At 38.3% G+C, this 19,739-nt stretch carries 13 protein-coding genes, 26 tRNA genes and 3 rRNA genes; 1 reads left to right on the top strand and 41 read right to left on the bottom strand.

The features are described 5' to 3' along the window. Positions 1-67 precede the first annotated feature (67 nt). From ACNMOQ_RS05120 to nagA, 3 genes are read right to left on the bottom strand one after another with little or no spacing between them, the layout of a single operon-like run. Entirely contained in the window at positions 68-214 is a 147-nt protein-coding gene (locus tag ACNMOQ_RS05120) for an SAS053 family DNA gyrase inhibitor (protein WP_167751609.1), read from the bottom strand. Between the two features lie 13 nt (positions 215-227). Continuing rightward, a complete protein-coding gene (locus ACNMOQ_RS05115) occupies positions 228-827 on the bottom strand; it encodes a 6-phosphogluconolactonase (protein ID WP_016999960.1) in 600 nt (199 codons plus the stop codon). Positions 828-871: 44 nt separating this feature from the next. Further along, positions 872-2,026: an N-acetylglucosamine-6-phosphate deacetylase gene (gene nagA / locus ACNMOQ_RS05110; protein ID WP_416350307.1), complete on the bottom strand. Its 1,155-nt coding sequence runs from the start codon at positions 2,024-2,026 to the stop codon at positions 872-874. 87 nt (positions 2,027-2,113) lie between these two features. Between nagA and ACNMOQ_RS05105 the strand changes: the two genes are divergently transcribed. Continuing rightward, positions 2,114-2,254, top strand: coding sequence for a hypothetical protein (locus ACNMOQ_RS05105; RefSeq protein WP_016999958.1), 141 nt, complete (start codon positions 2,114-2,116; stop codon positions 2,252-2,254). A gap of 26 nt (positions 2,255-2,280) precedes the next feature. Here ACNMOQ_RS05105 and trmL read toward each other — a convergent pair whose 3' ends face one another. The 38 genes from trmL to ACNMOQ_RS04915 all read right to left on the bottom strand — a co-directional run bounded on the left by trmL (position 2,281) and on the right by ACNMOQ_RS04915 (position 19,243). Then, positions 2,281-2,754 (bottom strand): tRNA (uridine(34)/cytosine(34)/5-carboxymethylaminomethyluridine(34)-2'-O)-methyltransferase TrmL, encoded by a 474-nt coding sequence (trmL, locus tag ACNMOQ_RS05100; protein WP_016999957.1) that lies wholly within the window; start codon positions 2,752-2,754, stop codon positions 2,281-2,283. A gap of 3 nt (positions 2,755-2,757) precedes the next feature. Continuing rightward, the gene (queG, locus tag ACNMOQ_RS05095) at positions 2,758-3,885 is read right to left on the bottom strand and encodes a tRNA epoxyqueuosine(34) reductase QueG (RefSeq protein WP_016999956.1); all 1,128 of its coding nucleotides are present in this window, start codon (positions 3,883-3,885) and stop codon (positions 2,758-2,760) included. Between the two features lie 163 nt (positions 3,886-4,048). After that, the gene (gene argB, locus ACNMOQ_RS05090) at positions 4,049-4,810 is read right to left on the bottom strand and encodes an acetylglutamate kinase (protein ID WP_016999955.1); all 762 of its coding nucleotides are present in this window, start codon (positions 4,808-4,810) and stop codon (positions 4,049-4,051) included. Positions 4,811-4,825: 15 nt separating this feature from the next. After that, positions 4,826-6,064: a bifunctional glutamate N-acetyltransferase/amino-acid acetyltransferase ArgJ gene (gene argJ, locus ACNMOQ_RS05085; protein WP_416350306.1), complete on the bottom strand. Its 1,239-nt coding sequence runs from the start codon at positions 6,062-6,064 to the stop codon at positions 4,826-4,828. A gap of 14 nt (positions 6,065-6,078) precedes the next feature. Then, positions 6,079-7,110 (bottom strand): N-acetyl-gamma-glutamyl-phosphate reductase, encoded by a 1,032-nt coding sequence (argC, locus tag ACNMOQ_RS05080; RefSeq protein ID WP_416350305.1) that lies wholly within the window; start codon positions 7,108-7,110, stop codon positions 6,079-6,081. 26 nt (positions 7,111-7,136) lie between these two features. Beyond that, positions 7,137-7,862 (bottom strand): amino acid ABC transporter ATP-binding protein, encoded by a 726-nt coding sequence (locus ACNMOQ_RS05075; RefSeq protein ID WP_016999953.1) that lies wholly within the window; start codon positions 7,860-7,862, stop codon positions 7,137-7,139. Beyond that, positions 7,855-9,318 (bottom strand): ABC transporter substrate-binding protein/permease, encoded by a 1,464-nt coding sequence (locus tag ACNMOQ_RS05070; protein ID WP_416350304.1) that lies wholly within the window; start codon positions 9,316-9,318, stop codon positions 7,855-7,857. Before ACNMOQ_RS05070 ends, ACNMOQ_RS05075 begins: the two co-directional genes overlap by 8 nt. A gap of 114 nt (positions 9,319-9,432) precedes the next feature. Next, positions 9,433-10,416: a D-2-hydroxyacid dehydrogenase gene (locus tag ACNMOQ_RS05065; RefSeq protein WP_135022191.1), complete on the bottom strand. Its 984-nt coding sequence runs from the start codon at positions 10,414-10,416 to the stop codon at positions 9,433-9,435. 224 nt (positions 10,417-10,640) lie between these two features. Then, positions 10,641-11,693: a PTS sugar transporter subunit IIC gene (locus ACNMOQ_RS05060; protein ID WP_416350303.1), complete on the bottom strand. Its 1,053-nt coding sequence runs from the start codon at positions 11,691-11,693 to the stop codon at positions 10,641-10,643. A 142-nt stretch (positions 11,694-11,835) separates the two neighbouring features. Next, positions 11,836-11,920: transfer RNA gene (locus ACNMOQ_RS05055), tRNA-Leu, on the bottom strand. A gap of 43 nt (positions 11,921-11,963) precedes the next feature. Beyond that, positions 11,964-12,038 (bottom strand) — tRNA-Gly (locus ACNMOQ_RS05050). 34 nt (positions 12,039-12,072) lie between these two features. Next, positions 12,073-12,147: transfer RNA gene (locus tag ACNMOQ_RS05045), tRNA-Gly, on the bottom strand. Between the two features lie 12 nt (positions 12,148-12,159). Continuing rightward, positions 12,160-12,234, bottom strand: a tRNA-Cys gene (locus tag ACNMOQ_RS05040). A 6-nt stretch (positions 12,235-12,240) separates the two neighbouring features. Then, positions 12,241-12,312 (bottom strand) — tRNA-Gln (locus tag ACNMOQ_RS05035). Positions 12,313-12,326: 14 nt separating this feature from the next. Then, positions 12,327-12,399 (bottom strand) — tRNA-His (locus ACNMOQ_RS05030). 2 nt (positions 12,400-12,401) lie between these two features. Beyond that, positions 12,402-12,475, bottom strand: a tRNA-Trp gene (locus ACNMOQ_RS05025). Between the two features lie 11 nt (positions 12,476-12,486). Beyond that, positions 12,487-12,570 (bottom strand) — tRNA-Tyr (locus ACNMOQ_RS05020). A 6-nt stretch (positions 12,571-12,576) separates the two neighbouring features. Beyond that, positions 12,577-12,652, bottom strand: a tRNA-Thr gene (locus ACNMOQ_RS05015). Positions 12,653-12,667: 15 nt separating this feature from the next. Continuing rightward, positions 12,668-12,740 (bottom strand) — tRNA-Phe (locus ACNMOQ_RS05010). Between the two features lie 19 nt (positions 12,741-12,759). After that, a tRNA-Asp gene (locus ACNMOQ_RS05005) sits at positions 12,760-12,835 on the bottom strand. Positions 12,836-12,847: 12 nt separating this feature from the next. Beyond that, positions 12,848-12,921: transfer RNA gene (locus tag ACNMOQ_RS05000), tRNA-Met, on the bottom strand. 31 nt (positions 12,922-12,952) lie between these two features. Continuing rightward, positions 12,953-13,045, bottom strand: a tRNA-Ser gene (locus ACNMOQ_RS04995). Positions 13,046-13,057: 12 nt separating this feature from the next. After that, positions 13,058-13,131: transfer RNA gene (locus ACNMOQ_RS04990), tRNA-Ile, on the bottom strand. Between the two features lie 34 nt (positions 13,132-13,165). After that, positions 13,166-13,239: transfer RNA gene (locus ACNMOQ_RS04985), tRNA-Met, on the bottom strand. 25 nt (positions 13,240-13,264) lie between these two features. Further along, positions 13,265-13,340, bottom strand: a tRNA-Ala gene (locus ACNMOQ_RS04980). 24 nt (positions 13,341-13,364) lie between these two features. Next, a tRNA-Pro gene (locus ACNMOQ_RS04975) sits at positions 13,365-13,438 on the bottom strand. A 19-nt stretch (positions 13,439-13,457) separates the two neighbouring features. Continuing rightward, positions 13,458-13,531 (bottom strand) — tRNA-Arg (locus ACNMOQ_RS04970). 9 nt (positions 13,532-13,540) lie between these two features. Further along, positions 13,541-13,629: transfer RNA gene (locus tag ACNMOQ_RS04965), tRNA-Leu, on the bottom strand. A 6-nt stretch (positions 13,630-13,635) separates the two neighbouring features. Continuing rightward, positions 13,636-13,710 (bottom strand) — tRNA-Gly (locus tag ACNMOQ_RS04960). 29 nt (positions 13,711-13,739) lie between these two features. After that, positions 13,740-13,821: transfer RNA gene (locus ACNMOQ_RS04955), tRNA-Leu, on the bottom strand. A 3-nt stretch (positions 13,822-13,824) separates the two neighbouring features. After that, positions 13,825-13,900: transfer RNA gene (locus tag ACNMOQ_RS04950), tRNA-Lys, on the bottom strand. A gap of 7 nt (positions 13,901-13,907) precedes the next feature. Beyond that, positions 13,908-13,983, bottom strand: a tRNA-Thr gene (locus ACNMOQ_RS04945). A 4-nt stretch (positions 13,984-13,987) separates the two neighbouring features. Beyond that, positions 13,988-14,063 (bottom strand) — tRNA-Val (locus ACNMOQ_RS04940). A gap of 26 nt (positions 14,064-14,089) precedes the next feature. Beyond that, positions 14,090-14,204: ribosomal RNA gene (gene rrf / locus ACNMOQ_RS04935) — 5S ribosomal RNA — on the bottom strand. Between the two features lie 88 nt (positions 14,205-14,292). After that, positions 14,293-17,219 (bottom strand): 23S ribosomal RNA (locus ACNMOQ_RS04930). A 201-nt stretch (positions 17,220-17,420) separates the two neighbouring features. Further along, positions 17,421-17,496 (bottom strand) — tRNA-Ala (locus ACNMOQ_RS04925). A gap of 21 nt (positions 17,497-17,517) precedes the next feature. Continuing rightward, positions 17,518-17,594 (bottom strand) — tRNA-Ile (locus ACNMOQ_RS04920). A gap of 93 nt (positions 17,595-17,687) precedes the next feature. After that, a 16S ribosomal RNA gene (locus tag ACNMOQ_RS04915) occupies positions 17,688-19,243 on the bottom strand. The 16S, 23S and 5S rRNA genes sit together here with 26 tRNA genes alongside, the layout of an rRNA operon. Positions 19,244-19,739 lie beyond the last annotated feature (496 nt).

Raw genomic sequence — 19,739 nt, 5'->3', positions numbered from 1 at the left:
ATTTATGCACTAAGTTCTCATGCATAAATCCTTTTTTGAAAATATTTGAAGATATATCAACACTAATTTATTTTTCTTCTTTTTCTTCTTCTTTTTCTTCGTCATTTTGTTCAGAGATTTGTTCCATCTCTTTACCTAGTTCTTTGACGTCTTCTAAATCTTGAACCATTTCATTTTCTTCTTCATTTTCATTATGATCAATGTGTTTATCCAAATTGTTCACCTTCTTACGAAAATTGAATTGAGAAGTAAGATCTTACATCTTCAGGTAGACCTTGCGCCGCTTCATTATCTAATACAACAGTAACCATTCTATGTTGTTTTAATTTTGCTGAATCAACAGAACCATTAGCAGGTTCTTCATATAATTGTTTTACTGCTTTAGCTTTTTCTTTACCCGTAACAAGTAATACGACTTCGCGAGCAGGATGTATCGAAGAATCATAATCTAAACCGATTCTACTATCGTCAGTTAATGTTAAAACATTTAACATTAATTTATTTTTCTTCTTATCAGTATTTACTTTATCTTTAATCACTGATTCAACATCGCCACCAACATCAGTTTTTATGACTTGCTTACTAGGAACACCTAATTCAGTGTAATAGTCTTCTTTACCGTCAAAATCTAAAACATGAATTTGACTAAAATTAACTGGACTCTTTTTTACATTATCGAATAACTCATCAAAAAATGTTGTGTTTTCGTCATTTAGATGTACGCCTACTACCGATGTACTGTCACCATTAAATTGTTTACGTACAATATCAGCGGCATAACGTGCAGCTATACTTTTTGTTTCGAATACTTTAAAATTTAAAGCCATTTTCTCCACTCCTCATTTCAACTTATCTATTATCATGTCAATAATCATTGTTCATTATCTATAATATACCCTTTTTTAATCGTAGTTAAAACATTTATTTCTGAATCAACTATAACAAGGTCTGCTTGTTTACCTTTTTTGATTGAACCTAGCCTATCTTCTACGTTTAATCGTATAGCTTGATTTAAACTAGTTGTTCTCCAAGCTTCTTCTAACGGGATATTTGCGTAGTTCATCAAATTTTTCAATCCTTTATTCATGAGTAAAATACTTCCAGCTAATGAACCATTTTCTAATCGCGCCTCATGATCTTTCACGTGAACATTTTGTCCACCTAAATCATATTCTCCATCTTTCATACCTTTTGCTCTCATTGCATCAGTAATCACGCAGAAATTTTTGTTGCCTTTCGATAAATAAGCTAATTTAACGGACGCTGGATGTGAATGTACACCGTCTACAATAACTTCTGTCGTTAACCTTTCATCTGTCAATGCAGCTCCAAAAACGCCCGGCTCTCTGTGAGTAAATGTAGTTTGAGCATTATATAAATGAGTAATATGCTGTAAGCCATTATCAACTGCTTCTTCTATACCATCATAATCCGTAATCGTATGACCAGCAGAAAAAATCACTTTATCATTAAGTGCCTGTATTGTTTCTTTAGCACCTTCTACTTCCGGAGCTATTGTTATAATTTTCATTTTATCTTTAGCTACTGATTGAAATGCTTCAAACTTTGCAACTGAAGGTCTTGCTACATATTTAGGATTTTGCGCACCAACTTTATGCTCAGAAATAAATGGACCTTCTAAATGTACTCCTAATATTTCTGCGCGTTTATCATCTAAAGGCTTATACTCTGCTACATTTTGTAACGCTTTATTAATTGCTTCTGATGATTGTGTCATTGTAGTCGCTAAGAAACTTGTTGTTCCTTCTGATAAAAGATTTTCAGATAGTATATTCAATGTTTCCGGTGTTGCATCCATTGCATCCTGACCATATCCCCCGTGTATATGTATGTCAATAAAGCCTGGAATAATATGTTGACCATTTACATCAACAACTTCTAAATTGCCGCTATATGAACCTTCTTGTATATCTTGTATATATCCATCCTGTATTTCAATATAACCATTTTCTATTTTTCCTTGTTCAGTATAAATTACTGCATTATCTAAAATATAATGTCCCATTTTAAAGTCTCCTTAAAAATTATATTTAAATATTCACCTAATTCGTATATAATAAAGATAACATAACATTACTGGGGGGCTAATTAAATGAATACATTACTAATCTGCATGGTTGGTGTAGCGTTTCTTACTTCAATGTTAACAGCTGGTCGTGATTCTAAAGACTATGGACTTAAAGAAGAAGATTTAAACAAAGAGCTTGAATCTTTAAAACAAAATAATCAATAACTGAGACCCCTACGGCCTCAGTTTTTTTATTTTAAATTTGGATAATCTTGTTGTCTTAATGCTTCATAAATTAATATAGCTGCTGTATTAGATAGATTTAAAGCTCTTACATTATCATTCATAGGTATTCTTAAAGCTGTTTCTTTATATTTTTCTTTAACCCAATCAGGTAAACCACTTGTTTCTCTACCAAACACAAAGTAATGATCTTCATCAGTATTGCTGTAATCAAAATCAGTATGCGGCTGTGTACCGAATTTAGTTAATAAATAATAGTGACCACCTTCTGTTTTTTCAAAAAACTCTTCAATGCTATCGTAATAAGTGATGTTAACGAATTTCCAATAATCTAATCCTGCTCTTCTCAACATCTTATCGTCAGTGCTAAATCCTAATGGTTTAATTAAATGTAAATGTGTGTCTGTAGCAGCACAACTACGTGCAATGTTTCCTGTATTAGCTGGTATTTCTGGTTGATATAAAACTACGTGGTTCGTCATAATTTATTGTCTCCTCATTTCTAATCCTTTAATCATTTCTTCTTGTACTTCTTCAATTTCATGTTCATAATGCGACATGATAAAGGTTCTTGCCTCTTCCCCTTGAATTTGGCCAATCGCCCAATAAGCAGTAGCTCTAATCATTGGTCTAGGGTCTGTTAAAGCAACATCTTTCAATTCAGGTATAGCACTTTCTTCGTTAAAATGTGCCAATGCAACAATCGCATTTCTTTGAATAGGCTTTTTACCTCTCCATGCACCAGCTAAATGTCCATAAGTATTTTTAAATTCTTTATTAGACATCTTTAATAACGGTACTAATCTCGGCTTCAAAATTTCAGGTTCTAGCACGATATCATCATGTTGAGTGTTTATACCTCTATTTCTTGGGCACACTTGTTGGCATGTATCGCAGCCATAAAGACGATTTCCTATCTTATATCGATACTCGTCCTTTAAGTATCCTTTAGTCTGTGTTAAGAAGCTTATACATTTTTGACTGTTTAATTGACCATTACCTACTAGTGCACCTGTAGGACATCTGTCTACACATATATTACAATCTCCGCAACTATCTATCACTGGATCATCGGGCTTAAACGGAATGCTCACAAGCATTTCTCCTAAATAAGTCCAAGTCCCTAAATCCTCATTAATTATGAAACCATTTTTACCTGCAAAACCAAGTCCCGCTCTTTCAGCAACAGCTCTGTCAGATAATACACCTGTATCTACCATTGATTGGATTTCAACATCTGGTACTTTTTCTTTTAAAAATTCTCCAAGTTTATCTAATCGATTTCTCATAATTGTATGATAGTCTTGTCCCCAAGAAGCTCTCGCAAACATACCTCTTCTATCACCGCGCACACTTTTTGGAGCGCCTTTTAATTTGTTAGGATAACCTACTGCGATAGCGATAATCGAGCGTGCTGAAGGCAGTGATAATTTTGGTTCTGTTCTTAAAGCTATATCACTTTCTTCAAACCCAGAAGCATAACCTTTGTTATGGTAATCTGCTAGTTTCTTTTTTAACTCATCAAAAGGATCTGCAGTTGTAAACCCAATGCTATCTATTCCTATTGAATGCGCATAATCTATCACTTCTTGTTTTAATTGATCTAAATTCAAATTTACTCACCTCACTATCAAACATGCCTATATATTTTAACATATTTAATTCTTAAAAATTGCATATCTTTTAATGAAACAAAATTAAAAATAAGTCCGAGACAAATATTTATGTCTTGGACTTATTTTAGCATTTATTTTTAATTTTTTTGTAGTAAATAACTTAAGAAATAATTGTAGTACCGATTGAATTTGAATTAGAACTATTTATTAAAGCGTGTTTAACTGTGCCTGGAATAATTTTAACACTACTACATCCATCTTTAATAGCCGATACAGCACCACTCACCTTTGGTATCATGCCTCCATATATTTCAGTAGTTTCAATATAAGTATTAATTTCTTGTATGCTTAATTCAGATTTAACTTCATCCTCTATTAATACACCAGGAATATCACTTACTAAAAATAAATCTGCATTCATTTCGCTCGCTATTTTATATGCTAAACTATCTGCATTAATATTATATTTTTGACCATTTTCATGATTAATACCAATCGGTGCTATTACAGGTATAGCTAACTTACATATATCTGCTAAAACTGGTTTGTTTACTGAGAGACATTCTGCAACGTATCCATACTTTTCATTTATAGGTTCAATCTCAAATAAGTTAAGATCTATTCCGTTTAATCCTATAGCTAATGTTTCTTTACGGTTCACTTGATGTACAATTTTTGGATTGACTTCACCTATCAATGTATTTACAGTTTGAAGCAAAGTTTGTTCATCAGTAACACGTAAACCATCTAAAAACTTACTTTCAACCCCTAATCTATTGAGCTGTTTTTTAATAAATGGTCCTCCACCATGAACAATAATAGGTGTGTAATTATCTTTTCTTAAAGCATGTATATCTTCTATAATCGTATCGCAAAGGTCACTTAATATGCTACCGCCTATTTTAATTACTGCATACTTCATTTTAAAAACTCCTTATTAGGTGCTATATAAAGCATTAATACGCACATATTCGTATGATAAATCACAACCAAGTGCTGTAGATTTAAATAAGCCGTTACCAACTTTAGCTTTAATAACAATAGTGTCCTGTTCCATATTTGCTTTAAGGTCTAATGCATCGAATGGAACTGGCATACCTTGTTTCACAATCAAATGATCACAAAGCCACACGTCCACATTATTTGGAGAAATTGTATTGTCTGCATATCCAATTGCTGTTACAAATCTTCCGAAATTAGGGTCGCCACCATGAATAGCTGTTTTAACTAAACTAGAGCCAACGATTGTTTTGGCTATAGCATTATTTTTTTCTTTTGAAATTGCACCTTCAACTTCAACTTTTATTAGTTTTGTAGCACCTTCACCATCTTGGGCAATGCTTTTTGCAAGATGCTCACAAACATAGCGAACCGCTTCAACAAATTTATGCCATTCAGGATGTTCTTTAGTTAACTGTTGTTTACCTACCATTCCATTAGCTAGAAGTAACACCATATCGTTTGTACTCGTGTCACCATCTACAGTAATCATGTTAAAGGTATCATCTACTGTAGGCTTTAATATGTCCTCTAAATCCTCAGCTTGTACGTTAGCATCTGTCGTCATAAACCCTAACATTGTCGCCATATTAGGATTTATCATCCCTGAACCTTTACTAGATCCACCTACAGTTATAACTTCACCATCTATGGTTACTTGAACAGCGATATGCTTCGTTTCTTTATCAGTTGTTAAAATAGATTCATTAAAATCTTTAGAACAAGTTGCACCTTCAATATCTATATGTTCAACGCCGTATTTAATTTTATCCATAGGTAAAAATTCTCCGATTAAACCTGTAGATGCGACAGCTATTTCATGTTCTGGAAGTTGAAGTTTTTCAGAAATCCATTTTTTTGTTTGTATTGCATCCCTTAAACCACGTTCACCAGTACAAGCGTTAGCTATTGCTGAGTTAATAACCACTGCTGATAATTGTTTTGAAACATTTAAACTTGCTTGTGTAACTTGTAAAGGTGCAGCTTTAAACGCATTTTGAGTATATACTGCTGCGCATTGAGCAGGATTTGATGAATATAACCAACCAAAATCTTTCTTTGCTCGACGTAATCCAACATGTATTCCACCTGCTGTGTAACCATTAGGAGATGCGACATCCCCGTCTTGCAAAATCGTTATTTCAGAGTCTATAACTTGCTTAGTTTCTTCAATCATCAAATTCCTCCACTCTATGGGTATATTGGTAATAAATCTAAACCTTCCATCTCATCAAAGTTATATAGTTTATTTAAATTTTGAATTGCTTGTCCACTAGCACCTTTTACAAGGTTATCAATTACTGAAACAATAATAGCTTTATTTCGTTTTTCATCTACATAAATTCCTATATCACAATAGTTACTCCCAAGAACTTCTTTAGTTTTGGGAAAATCTCCTAAATCTCTAATCCTTACAAAAGGCTTATCTTTATACATATCTTTGTATAAAGCATGTAGACTTTCTTCTGTGTAATCTTTTGTTAAATCAATATAAATGGTTGATAATATACCTCTTGTCATTGGCACAAGGTGTGGTGTGAAAGTTACATTAACTTCGGTATTAGAAAGATTCGTGAGATATTGTTCTATCTCTGGTATATGTTTATGTCCACCTAATTTATATGCTGATAAATTTTCATTCATTTCACCATAATGAACATTTTGACTTAAACTTCGTCCAGCTCCTGATACACCAGTCTTTGCATCAATAATAATAGAATCAAGTTTAATTAACTCATCAGTTATTAGCGGATGTAATGCTAATAAAATAGATGTAGGAAAACAGCCGGGGTTTGCGATAATTTGGTTATTTTCATTTACCTCTGACCATTCGGGTAAACTGTAAAATGCTTGATTCAATACAGATTGTTTGGCTGGTTGTTCTCCATAAAATGATTTATATACATTTGGATCTTTTAATCTAAAATCACCTGATAAATCAATTACTTTAATGTCTCTTTCGATTAAGTCAGGGATAAAATGTTTACTAACATTTGAGGGGGTTGCAAAAAATATTAAATCACATTGTACCTCTTTTACATCTAAGCTTGAGAATTTTGCCTGAATACTGTTTTGTAAATGAGGATAAGTATTTTTAATCGCTTCTCCTGATTTAGAATGTGAAAATATATATTTGATTTCAACTTCTTTATGTTGATTTAATAATCTAATTAATTCCACTGCTCCGTATCCACTTCCGCCGACAATTCCAACTTCAATCATTACGACACCTCTTTTTTATATTTGTATTATAAAACTTTTGACAAAAATTGCTTTGTTCTATCATTTTGAGGATTATCAAATATTTGTTCGGGAGTGCCTTCTTCTTGTACTATTCCTTCGTCCATAAATATAACGTGATCACTTACATTTTTAGCAAATCCCATTTCGTGCGTCACCACTACCATTGTCATACCTTCTTTAGCCAAATCTTTCATAACACTCAATACTTCACCTACAACTTCGGGGTCTAATGCCGAAGTTGGTTCATCAAATAATATAACTTGAGGATTCATTGCAAGTGCACGTGCTATTGCAACACGTTGTTTTTGTCCGCCTGATAGTTTAGACGGGTAAACATTATATTTATCTTCTAGTCCAACTTTATTTAATAATTGGATGGCTTGGTCATCTAATTCTTTTTTGCTTCCTTTTTTTAATGTTAATGGTGTTAAAGTGACGTTTTCTATTACTTTTTTATGTGGGAATAAATTAAATCCTTGGAAAACCATCCCCATTTTTTGTCTTAATTGGTCTAACTTTGTCCCTTTAGCATTCGTTAAATCATTATTTTTAAATAATATCTGTCCTGAGGTTGGTTCTTCTAATAAGTTCAAACATCTTAAAAGCGTACTTTTACCGCTTCCTGAAGGTCCAATAATAGCAACAACTTCACCTTGTTTAATATTTAAATTAATGCCTTTTAATACTTCGTTTTTTCCAAATGTTTTGTGTAAATCGTTAACTTTAATCACTTACACTGAACCTCCTTTCAGCGAAATACATTACTCTTGATAATGTAAAGGTTAATATGAAGTATAATACCGCTGCGACTAGTAACGGTGTAAATGGATCGAACGAAGCACCTTGTACTACTTGTGCATTAAACATCAGTTCGCTTACACCTATTACAGATACAATTGATGATTCTTTAATAACAGTTACAAATTCATTACCTAAAGCAGGTAAAATATTTTTAATAGCTTGTGGCATAATTACTTGCTTCATCGCTTGAGTTCTATTTAATCCTAATGATCTAGCTGCTTCCATTTGTCCATTATCTACAGCATTAATACCTGCTCTAATTATCTCTGCAATATAAGCACTACAATTAATGATTAATGCGATAATACCGCAAATAAGTGCTGATAAATCGAGTCCGAGTACTGCGGTTGTACCGAAGTACACTAGAAATACTTGTACAAGTAAAGGTGTACCTCTAATAAATTCTATGTACACTGAAGCGATAGACTTAAGTATTTTGCTATTACCTAATTTCATTAGTGCTAATACGCAACCAATAATTGCACCTGCTACTACACCTAAGAAAGATAGTAGAATTGTAATACCGATACCATGTAAGAAATAAGAACCATACTTACTAAAGAATGAACCATCATCAAACATAGCTTCTGTTGCTTTGTCTTGATAATCCTTTATCAAATTATTATCTCTCACATCTTTTACGCTTTTGTTTACTCTATCCATTAATTCTGGCGAGTTTTTCGGTAAAGCAATCGCGGTTGTTTTATCGGCATCAGAAAATTCAACATCAGAATAAGTTAAATTAGGATTTTTCTCTAGATAAGCGTCTGCAACTGGACCTTCTATAATCATTCCGTCTATTTTTCCAGAATTAAGTGACATGATAACTTCGGGTACCCTAGTAAGAGAGCTAAGTTGTGATTCAGGCATTTCAGTTTTTGCAAGTTCTTCTTGAGTCGTTTGCTTTTGAACACCAATCATTTTACCTTTAAAATCATCGACCGTTTTTAATTTGTCTTTATCTTTTTTCTGGACAATCATCCTTTGTTTGACTTCCATATAATAATCCGAAAAATCTACTTCTTTTTTTCTTTCAGGAGTTGGTGCCATACCAGAAATAATCATATCGATTTTTCCAGTTTTTAATGCGCCGAGTAAACTATCAAATTGCATATTCACAATTTTTAATTCTATATCGTTATCTTTTGCTATTTTTTTAGCGAGCTCGATATCAATCCCGGCATATTCTCGATTACCATCCTTAGTATGTTCGAATTCATATGGTGCATAATCAGCTGATAATCCTACTCTTAATTCTCCACGTTCTTTTGCTTTATCCCATTGATCCGTTTGTGCTGCATTAGCTTGGCTTATACTAATGTTTGGAATCATAAGTGATAAACAAATGATGGTGAAGACAATTTTTAATAATACATTTCTTTTCACAGTTCCAACCTCCTGAATTAATAATATTCATTATTATACGCATTATTGTAATTTTATGCAACAGTGTTTTTTAAAAAATAGTATGAATGTTCAAACATTCATACTTGTTTATCATTATATTTCGTTTAAGCTTTTCCCTGTGTTTATTACTTCAAGTGCGCTATCAAGTGATATCTCAACCATATTCTGAACAGCTGTTTTTGTATAAAATGCTATATGGGGTGAAATTAACACATCATCACGCGATAATAAATCTTTTAATATTTCATCTTCAATAGATTTATTTGAATAATCATATGCAAAATAATCAAATTCATGTTCATATACATCTAAAGCAGCGCTATGTATTTTTCCTTCATTTAATCCTTTCAATAAGGCTTTAGTATCAACTGTAATACCTCTTGAAGTATTCACTAAATATGCACCATTTTTCATATAACTTATCGTTTCTTCATCGATCATATGCATTGTTTCATCATTAGCAGGAACATGCAGAGTTATAAGGTCCGCTTTAGATATAGCTTCTTTTAAGTCATCAAAAAATTCAACATTATCACAACTTTGGTCATAAGGGTCATAACCTATAACCTTTGCACCAAATCCATTGAATAATTGAGCTGAAACTTTTCCTATTCGACCTACTCCAATAACAAGTATAGTCATACTTCTTAATTCATTAGCAATAACATTTTCATCCCATGTAAAATCTTGATTAGTAACACGTTTATGTATTTTATTAATGTTACGAACTAATTCTAATGCTCTACATACCGCAAACTCTGCTATGGCATTAGGACTATATGCTGGTATATTAGTAATTTTAATATCATGTTTAGCTGCTTCTTCTTTATTGAACATATCAAAACCTGCAGTTCGGCCAGCTATTTGCTTAATTCCTACCTTATTAAGTGCCTCATATATATCATCATCATATTTATGTAGTTGTTGAGTACTAATAGCATCAAATGCTTCTAAGGAAGATACATTATCTAAAGTTAAATGTTCTTCAACACATACTATTTCATGATTATTCACTTTCCCCCAGTTATAAGCAAAATTTTTCTCGTCTTCTCTTATATCAAATAATTTTATTTTCATCATTTACTTCCTTTCAATATGCAATATTGTGAATAATCATTAATTGTACAAGAAAACAAAGAAACAAACAATCTATTTTTCAATATATTCTTACTATTCAGAATATAATATGTAGTTTTAGGGCTTATTCTTTTTTACATAAATAAAAGCCAAGGACATAAATCCTTAGCTCAAAAATGGACTACGAAAACTTATTTAACAAAATGAGGTTTCTGGCCCTCTCTCTATGCTTTATTATTAAAAGCAAATATATCTTTTTGATATTTTGGTAATACTTTCAAACATAGTGTGTGTATAATGTATGCACTTATTAAAGGTATAATGAAGTATGCTAATAACAATAATAATACGTTAACTATAAACTGTCCGTCCATATATTTTATAGCATTAGCTGGTCCGACAAAACCTGTGTAGCCAAAACCTGTAGACATTGGTGTTCCTTTAATTCCAACAAAGTAAGTCAATAGTCCACAAATTAATCCATTAAACAGTAACGGTACTGCGATTATAGGATGTTTGAAATAAACTGGTATCATTAGTTTTGCTGCACCAACAATCAATACAATATTTGTGCCTCTATTATTAACTTTCCATGATCCTATTAAGAACGTCATACAAGCTGCTACAATACCCATATTACCTGCGCCAGAGCTTAAACCTTCTAATCCTACAGCAGTAGCAATAGCAACTAAGGAAATAGGTGTTACCATTAATAAAGAGTATGTAATTGCTATTAAGATACACATTAATAATGGATTTAAAGTAGAAAAATGACCAATTAAATTGCCAATACCTTTAGTTACAGTACTTACATAAGGTAAAGTTAACATGCCAATAAATCCACTCACAACAGAAACTAAAATTGGTAATATAAGCATATCTAATGAACCAAATTTTCCTTTTAATTTAATCATTAAGAAACAACTTATTACCAATACAACTATTAAATTTACTACATCCCCAATACTTGCAAATGTATATGTACCATTCTCTATTTTAACAGCACCTGATCCAATCAATCCTGCAGCTCCAATCATAACAGCATCAGTAGCTTGGAATTTAAATAGATTTGCTACAATCACTCCTATTATAAAGCTCATACCAAACTGCATTAACAGTAAAGCTTGGTTAAACATTTCTAATATAGGATGAAACTGTGCTAAGTATGTAAAAAGTACGCCAAGAATAGCATTTGGTATTAAAGCAATAACGATACCAACACCAATACCATTTAAAATATTAGAAAAAAATTCTTTTGCAGTGAAATGTTTATCCATAGTATTCCTCCAGATGTAAATATGTATTAATGATATAGGACTTTATCTTTTTAAACAATCGTATTTTCACATTTATCCTAAACTTCTTAATATTATATAAAATAAAAAAGCCATAAACCTAAGTTTATGGCTTTCAATATAGTACCGGCGGTCGGGCTCGAACCGACACGTCCGCAATGGACACGGGATTTTGAGTCCCGCGTGTCTGCCAATTCCACCACGCCGGCATAACTTTATCCTATAAAAAAATCTTCCCTATGGAAGAAATAATGGAGCGGAAGATAGGATTTGCACCTATATCTCATTCCGGGAAGGAATGTATTCTAAAAGTTGAAATACTCCCGCATTTTAATAATTAATCATTTAGGAAAAATGGAATTGGAGCGGAAGATAGGATTTGCACCTATATCTCATTCCAGGAAGGAATGTATTCTAAGAGTTGAAATACTCCCGCAATATTTATTAATGGAGGCGGCAACCGGATTTGAACCGGTGAATAGAGGTTTTGCAGACCTCGGCCTTACCACTTGGCTATGCCGCCAAACAACTGGGCTAGCTGGATTCGAACCAGCGAGTGACGGAGTCAAAGTCCGTTGCCTTACCGCTTGGCTATAGCCCATTAATAAAAATAAGGGCGGCTGATGGGAATCGAACCCACGAATGTCGGAACCACAATCCGATGCGTTAACCACTTCGCCACAACCGCCATGGCAGGGGTAGTAGGAATCGAACCCACACCAAAGGTTTTGGAGACCTCTATTCTACCGTTGAACTATACCCCTATAAATAATAATGGTGGAGGGAGGCAGATTCGAACTGCCGAACCCGAAGGAGCGGATTTACAGTCCGCCGCGTTTAGCCACTTCGCTATCCCTCCGATAGATGGTGCCGGCCAGAGGACTTGAACCCCCAACCTACTGATTACAAGTCAGTTGCTCTACCAGTTGAGCTAGGCCGGCTTAAACTTTAAAAGATGGCTCAGGACGGAATCGAACCGCCGACACAAGGATTTTCAGTCCTTTGCTCTACCGACTGAGCTACTGAGCCATACATTAAATTTTAAAAATGGCGGTCCCGACGGGAATCGAACCCGCGATCTCCTGCGTGACAGGCAGGCATGTTAACCGCTACACCACGGGACCTAAAAATAATAATTGCGGGAGGCGGATTTGAACCACCGACCTTCGGGTTATGAGCCCGACGAGCTACCGAACTGCTCCATCCCGCTTTAATAATAAATAATTAGTGTACAAATATAATGGCGGAGGAAGAGGGATTCGAACCCCCGCGAGCCGTTAAGCCCCTGTCGGTTTTCAAGACCGATCCCTTCAGCCGAACTTGGGTATTCCTCCACTATATAAGTATGGACCTTGCAGGACTCGAACCTGCGACCCAACGGTTATGAGCCGTTTGCTCTGACCAACTGAGCTAAAGGTCCAAAATCAAAATATGTATGACATATTTAATTTTAATGGCGGCAGAGGGGATCGAACCCCCGACCTCACGGGTATGAACCGTACGCTCTAGCCAGCTGAGCTACGCCGCCATAATGGTAATGTATTAATTTTAAATGGTGGAGACTAGCGGGATCGAACCGCTGACCTCCTGCGTGCAAAGCAGGCGCTCTCCCATCTGAGCTAAGCCCCCATTTAATATATAACTTTTAAAGAGTCGGGAAGACAGGATTCGAACCTGCGACCCCTTGGTCCCAAACCAAGTGCTCTACCAAGCTGAGCTACTTCCCGTAACCTTAACTGGTCATTACGCGCCCGAGAGGAGTCGAACCCCTAGCCTCTTGATCCGTAGTCAAACGCTCTATCCAATTGAGCTACGGGCGCATATTAAAATGGTGCCGAGGACCGGAATCGAACCGGTACGATAATCACTTATCGCAGGATTTTAAGTCCTGTGCGTCTGCCAGTTCCGCCACCCCGGCAAATAATGGAGCAGAAGACGGGATTCGAACCCGCGACCCCAACCTTGGCAAGGTTGTATTCTACCGCTGAACTACTTCTGCAAAATTAAATGCTTAATTTCTTTAAATAATGCGGGTGAAGGGAGTCGAACCCCCACGCCGTAAGGCGCTAGATCCTAAGTCTAGTGCGTCTGCCAATTCCGCCACACCCGCTAATGGTGAGCCATAGAGGATTCGAACCTCTGACCCTCTGATTAAAAGTCAGATGCTCTACCAACTGAGCTAATGGCTCTAAAACATGGTGCCGGCCAGAGGACTTGAACCCCCAACCTACTGATTACAAGTCAGTTGCTCTACCAATTGAGCTAGGCCGGCTAAATGGTGGAGAATGACGGGTTCGAACCGCCGACCCTCTGCTTGTAAGGCAGATGCTCTCCCAGCTGAGCTAATTCTCCATTTAATATATGTAATTTTTATATTTGCCCGGCAACGTCCTACTCTCGCGGAACGTAAGTCCAACTACCATCGGCGCTAAAGAGCTTAACTTCTGTGTTCGGCATGGGAACAGGTGTGACCTCTTTGCTATCGTCACCAGACAAATAGTAAAAACTTATTAAGAATGTATTGCACATTCAAAACTAGATAGTAAGCAGATTTTACGGCTCAAAAACCGATTTTAAAAATTTGATTAAGTCTTCGATCGATTAGTATTCGTCAGCTACACACATTACTGCGCTTACACCCCGAACCTATTAACCTCATCATCTTTGAGGGATCTTATAACCGAAGTTGGGAAATCTCATCTTGAGGGGGGCTTCATGCTTAGATGCTTTCAGCACTTATCCCGTCCATACATAGCTACCCAGCTATGCCGTTGGCACGACAACTGGTACACCAGAGGTATGTCCATCCCGGTCCTCTCGTACTAAGGACAGCTCCTCTCAAATTTCCTACGCCCACGACGGATAGGGACCGAACTGTCTCACGACGTTCTGAACCCAGCTCGCGTACCGCTTTAATGGGCGAACAGCCCAACCCTTGGGACCGACTACAGCCCCAGGATGCGATGAGCCGACATCGAGGTGCCAAACCTCCCCGTCGATGTGAACTCTTGGGGGAGATAAGCCTGTTATCCCCGGGGTAGCTTTTATCCGTTGAGCGATGGCCCTTCCATGCGGAACCACCGGATCACTAAGTCCGTCTTTCGACCCTGCTCGACTTGTAAGTCTCGCAGTCAAGCTCCCTTGTGCCTTTACACTCTGCGAATGATTTCCAACCATTCTGAGGGAACCTTTGAGCGCCTCCGTTACTCTTTAGGAGGCGACCGCCCCAGTCAAACTGCCCGCCTGACACTGTCTCCCACCATGATCAAATGGTGCGGGTTAGAAAGTCAACACAGCCAGGGTAGTATCCCACCAGCGCCTCCACGTAAGCTAGCGCTCACGCTTCTAAGGCTCCTACCTATCCTGTACAAGCTGTGCCGAATTTCAATATCAGGCTACAGTAAAGCTCCACGGGGTCTTTCCGTCCTGTCGCGGGTAACCTGCATCTTCACAGGTACTATGATTTCACCGAGTCTCTCGTTGAGACAGTGCCCAAATCGTTACGCCTTTCGTGCGGGTCGGAACTTACCCGACAAGGAATTTCGCTACCTTAGGACCGTTATAGTTACGGCCGCCGTTTACTGGGGCTTCGATTCGTAGCTTCGCAGAAGCTAACCACTCCTCTTAACCTTCCAGCACCGGGCAGGCGTCAGCCCCTATACATCACCTTACGGTTTAGCAGAGACCTGTGTTTTTGATAAACAGTCGCTTGGGCCTATTCACTGCGGCTCTTCAAGGCTTGCACCTTAAAAAGCACCCCTTCTCCCGAAGTTACGGGGTCATTTTGCCGAGTTCCTTAACGAGAGTTCGCTCGCTCACCTTAGAATTCTCATCTTGACTACCTGTGTCGGTTTGCGGTACGGGCACCTATTTTCTAACTAGAGGCTTTTCTTGGCAGTGTGAAATCAACGACTCGTCGGATTCATGATCCAACTCCCCATCACAACTCAACCTTACGAGTGCCGGATTTGCCTAACACTCAGTCTTGTTGCTTGGACGTGCACTCCAACAGCACGCTTCGCCTATCCTACTGCGTCCCCCCATCGTTCAAACAATCATAGGTGGTACAGGAATATCTACCTGTTATCCATCGCCTACGCCTATCGGCCTCGGCTTAGGTCCCGACTAACCCAGAGCGGACGAGCCTTCCTCTGGAAACCTTAGTCAATCGGTGGATGGGATTCTCACCCATCTTTCGCTACTCACACCGGCATTCTCACTTCTAAACATTCCACATGTCCTTGCGATCATGCTTCAACACGTTTAGAACGCTCTCCTACCATTATCCTTACGGATAATCCACAGCTTCGGTAATATGTTTAGCCCCGGTACATTTTCGGCGCAGTGTCACTCGACTAGTGAGCTATTACGCACTCTTTAAATGATGGCTGCTTCTAAGCCAACATCCTAGTTGTCTGGGCAACGCCACATCCTTTTCCACTTAACATATATTTTGGGACCTTAGCTGGTGGTCTGGGCTGTTTCCCTTTCGACTATGGACCTTATCACCCATAGTCTGACTCCCAAGTTAAATTATTTGGCATTCGGAGTTTGTCTGAATTCGGTAACCCTAGAGGGGCCCCTCGTCCAAACAGTGCTCTACCTCCAATAATCATCACTTGAGGCTAGCCCTAAAGCTATTTCGGAGAGAACCAGCTATCTCCAAGTTCGATTGGAATTTCTCCGCTACCCACACCTCATCCGCTCACTTTTCAACGTAAGTCGGTTCGGTCCTCCATTCAGTGTTACCTGAACTTCAACCTGGACATGGGTAGATCACTTGGTTTCGGGTCTACGACCAGATACTCATTCGCCCTATTCAGACTCGCTTTCGCTACGGCTCCACATTTACTGCTTAACCTTGCATCAAATCGTAACTCGCCGGTTCATTCTACAAAAGGCACGCCATCACCCATTAACGGGCTCTGACTATTTGTAAGCACACGGTTTCAGGTTCTATTTCACTCCCCTTCCGGGGTGCTTTTCACCTTTCCCTCACGGTACTGGTTCACTATCGGTCACTAGAGAGTATTTAGCCTTGGGAGATGGTCCTCCCAGATTCCGACGGAATTACACGTGTTCCGCCGTACTCAGGATCCACTCAGGAGAGAAATAACTTTCGACTACAGGACCTTTACCTTCTATGGTTGGCTTTTCCAAAACCATTCGTCTAATTATTTCCTTTGTAACTCCGTATTGAGTGTCCTACAACCCCAATAGGCAAGCCTATTGGTTTGGGCTATTCCCGTTTCGCTCGCCGCTACTCAGGGAATCGAGTTTTCTTTCTCTTCCTCCGGGTACTAAGATGTTTCAGTTCTCCGGGTGTGCCTTCTCACATACTATGTATTCATATGTGGATAACATGACATAACTCATGCTGGGTTTCCCCATTCGGAAATCTCTGGATCAAAGCGTACTTACAGCTCCCCAAAGCATATCGTCGTTAGTAACGTCCTTCTTCGGCTTCTAGTGCCAAGGCATCCACCGTGCGCCCTTAATAACTTAATCATGTAAATCCTTAGTTAAGCACTATGTATCGAAGATACAACCATGTTTAACTAACCTTTACCAGTTATTAATCTGTGATGTCGTCTAAAAAGACGACGCGCGATTATTAAGCTTGTTGAATTTCGTTAAAAATTCACTCGGTTTTTTGCTTGGTAAAATCTATTTGCTTACTTATCTAGTTTTCAATGTGCAAAATAATAATGGTGGAGACTAGCGGGATCGAACCGCTGACCTCCTGCGTGCAAAGCAGGCGCTCTCCCATCTGAGCTAAGCCCCCGTAATGGGTAATTTAATTTAATGGTGGGCCTAAATGGACTCGAACCATCGACCTCACGCTTATCAGGCGTGCGCTCTAACCAGCTGAGCTATAGGCCCATTCTTAATTTGAATGTCAAATAAACATTCAAAACTGAATACAATATGTCTCCGTTATTCCATGACCTTACGGTCATTCCGTAATATCCTTAGAAAGGAGGTGATCCAGCCGCACCTTCCGATACGGCTACCTTGTTACGACTTCACCCCAATCATCTGTCCCACCTTCGACGGCTAGCTCCTAATAAAAGGTTACTCCACCGGCTTCGGGTGTTACAAACTCTCGTGGTGTGACGGGCGGTGTGTACAAGACCCGGGAACGTATTCACCGTAGCATGCTGATCTACGATTACTAGCGATTCCAGCTTCATGTAGTCGAGTTGCAGACTACAATCCGAACTGAGAATAATTTTATGGGATTTGCTTGACCTCGCGGGTTCGCTGCCCTTTGTATTATCCATTGTAGCACGTGTGTAGCCCAAATCATAAGGGGCATGATGATTTGACGTCATCCCCACCTTCCTCCGGTTTGTCACCGGCAGTCAACCTAGAGTGCCCAACTTAATGATGGCAACTAAGCTTAAGGGTTGCGCTCGTTGCGGGACTTAACCCAACATCTCACGACACGAGCTGACGACAACCATGCACCACCTGTCACTTTGTCCCCCGAAGGGGAAAACTCTATCTCTAGAGCGGTCAAAGGATGTCAAGATTTGGTAAGGTTCTTCGCGTTGCTTCGAATTAAACCACATGCTCCACCGCTTGTGCGGGTCCCCGTCAATTCCTTTGAGTTTCAACCTTGCGGTCGTACTCCCCAGGCGGAGTGCTTAATGCGTTAGCTGCAGCACTAAGGGGCGGAAACCCCCTAACACTTAGCACTCATCGTTTACGGCGTGGACTACCAGGGTATCTAATCCTGTTTGATCCCCACGCTTTCGCACATCAGCGTCAGTTACAGACCAGAGAGCCGCCTTCGCCACTGGTGTTCCTCCATATCTCTGCGCATTTCACCGCTACACATGGAATTCCACTCTCCTCTTCTGCACTCAAGTTCCCCAGTTTCCAATGACCCTCCACGGTTGAGCCGTGGGCTTTCACATCAGACTTAAGAAACCGCCTACGCGCGCTTTACGCCCAATAATTCCGGATAACGCTTGCCACCTACGTATTACCGCGGCTGCTGGCACGTAGTTAGCCGTGGCTTTCTGGTTAGGTACCGTCAAGACTTGTTCAGTTACTAACAAATTTGTTCTTCCCTAACAACAGAGTTTTACGATCCTAAGACCTTCATCACTCACGCGGCGTTGCTCCGTCAGGCTTTCGCCCATTGCGGAAGATTCCCTACTGCTGCCTCCCGTAGGAGTCTGGACCGTGTCTCAGTTCCAGTGTGGCCGATCACCCTCTCAGGTCGGCTACGTATCGTTGCCTTGGTAAGCCGTTACCTTACCAACTAGCTAATACGGCGCGGGTCCATCTATAAGTGACAGCCGAAACCGTCTTTCAACATTGAACCATGCGGTTCAATATATTATCCGGTATTAGCCCCGGTTTCCCGGAGTTATCCCAGTCTTATAGGTAGGTTACCCACGTGTTACTCACCCGTCCGCCGCTAACATCAGAGAAGCAAGCTTCTCTGATGTTCGCTCGACTTGCATGTATTAGGCACGCCGCCAGCGTTCATCCTGAGCCAGGATCAAACTCTCCATAAAAGAAGTAAGCTTGATTAGCTCTTGTTGATTGGTTAAGCCAATCACTCTTTGAAGTACTTTCAGTACTCAATTATTGGAATTAACGTTGACATATTGTCATTCAGTTTTCAATGTTCATTTTTAACCGCTACAAGAATCAATTATACCAGTTATTTTATTTCGATGCAAGCTTTATTTTTAAAAAGTTTTAATTTGTTTTTTTCGCTAGAAACAATCTTTTCAAGTTGTTAATTGCGATGTAACTCACTCGCATAATTTATATTACATTGTTATTTCGTTAAATTCAAGCATCAAATTTACACTTTATTAACCTTTTTAACAAATTCTATAAGTTGTATTCGTCTATGTGTTTCGACGACTTTTTTATAATATCAAGTTATATAGAGAACGTCAACGATTTATTCAAACAAATATGTATATTATTTCACTTTAAAAGCCACTATATATCATAATAGAAAATATGCTATACTTTATCAGTATTAAATAGTGTGGAGGG

Origin of the sequence: Mammaliicoccus lentus (assembly GCF_947036595.1) — a bacterium.
GTDB lineage: Bacteria > Bacillota > Bacilli > Staphylococcales > Staphylococcaceae > Mammaliicoccus > Mammaliicoccus lentus.
Note: the sequence above shows the minus strand (reverse complement) of the source record. Positions and strands in the feature narration are given on the sequence as shown.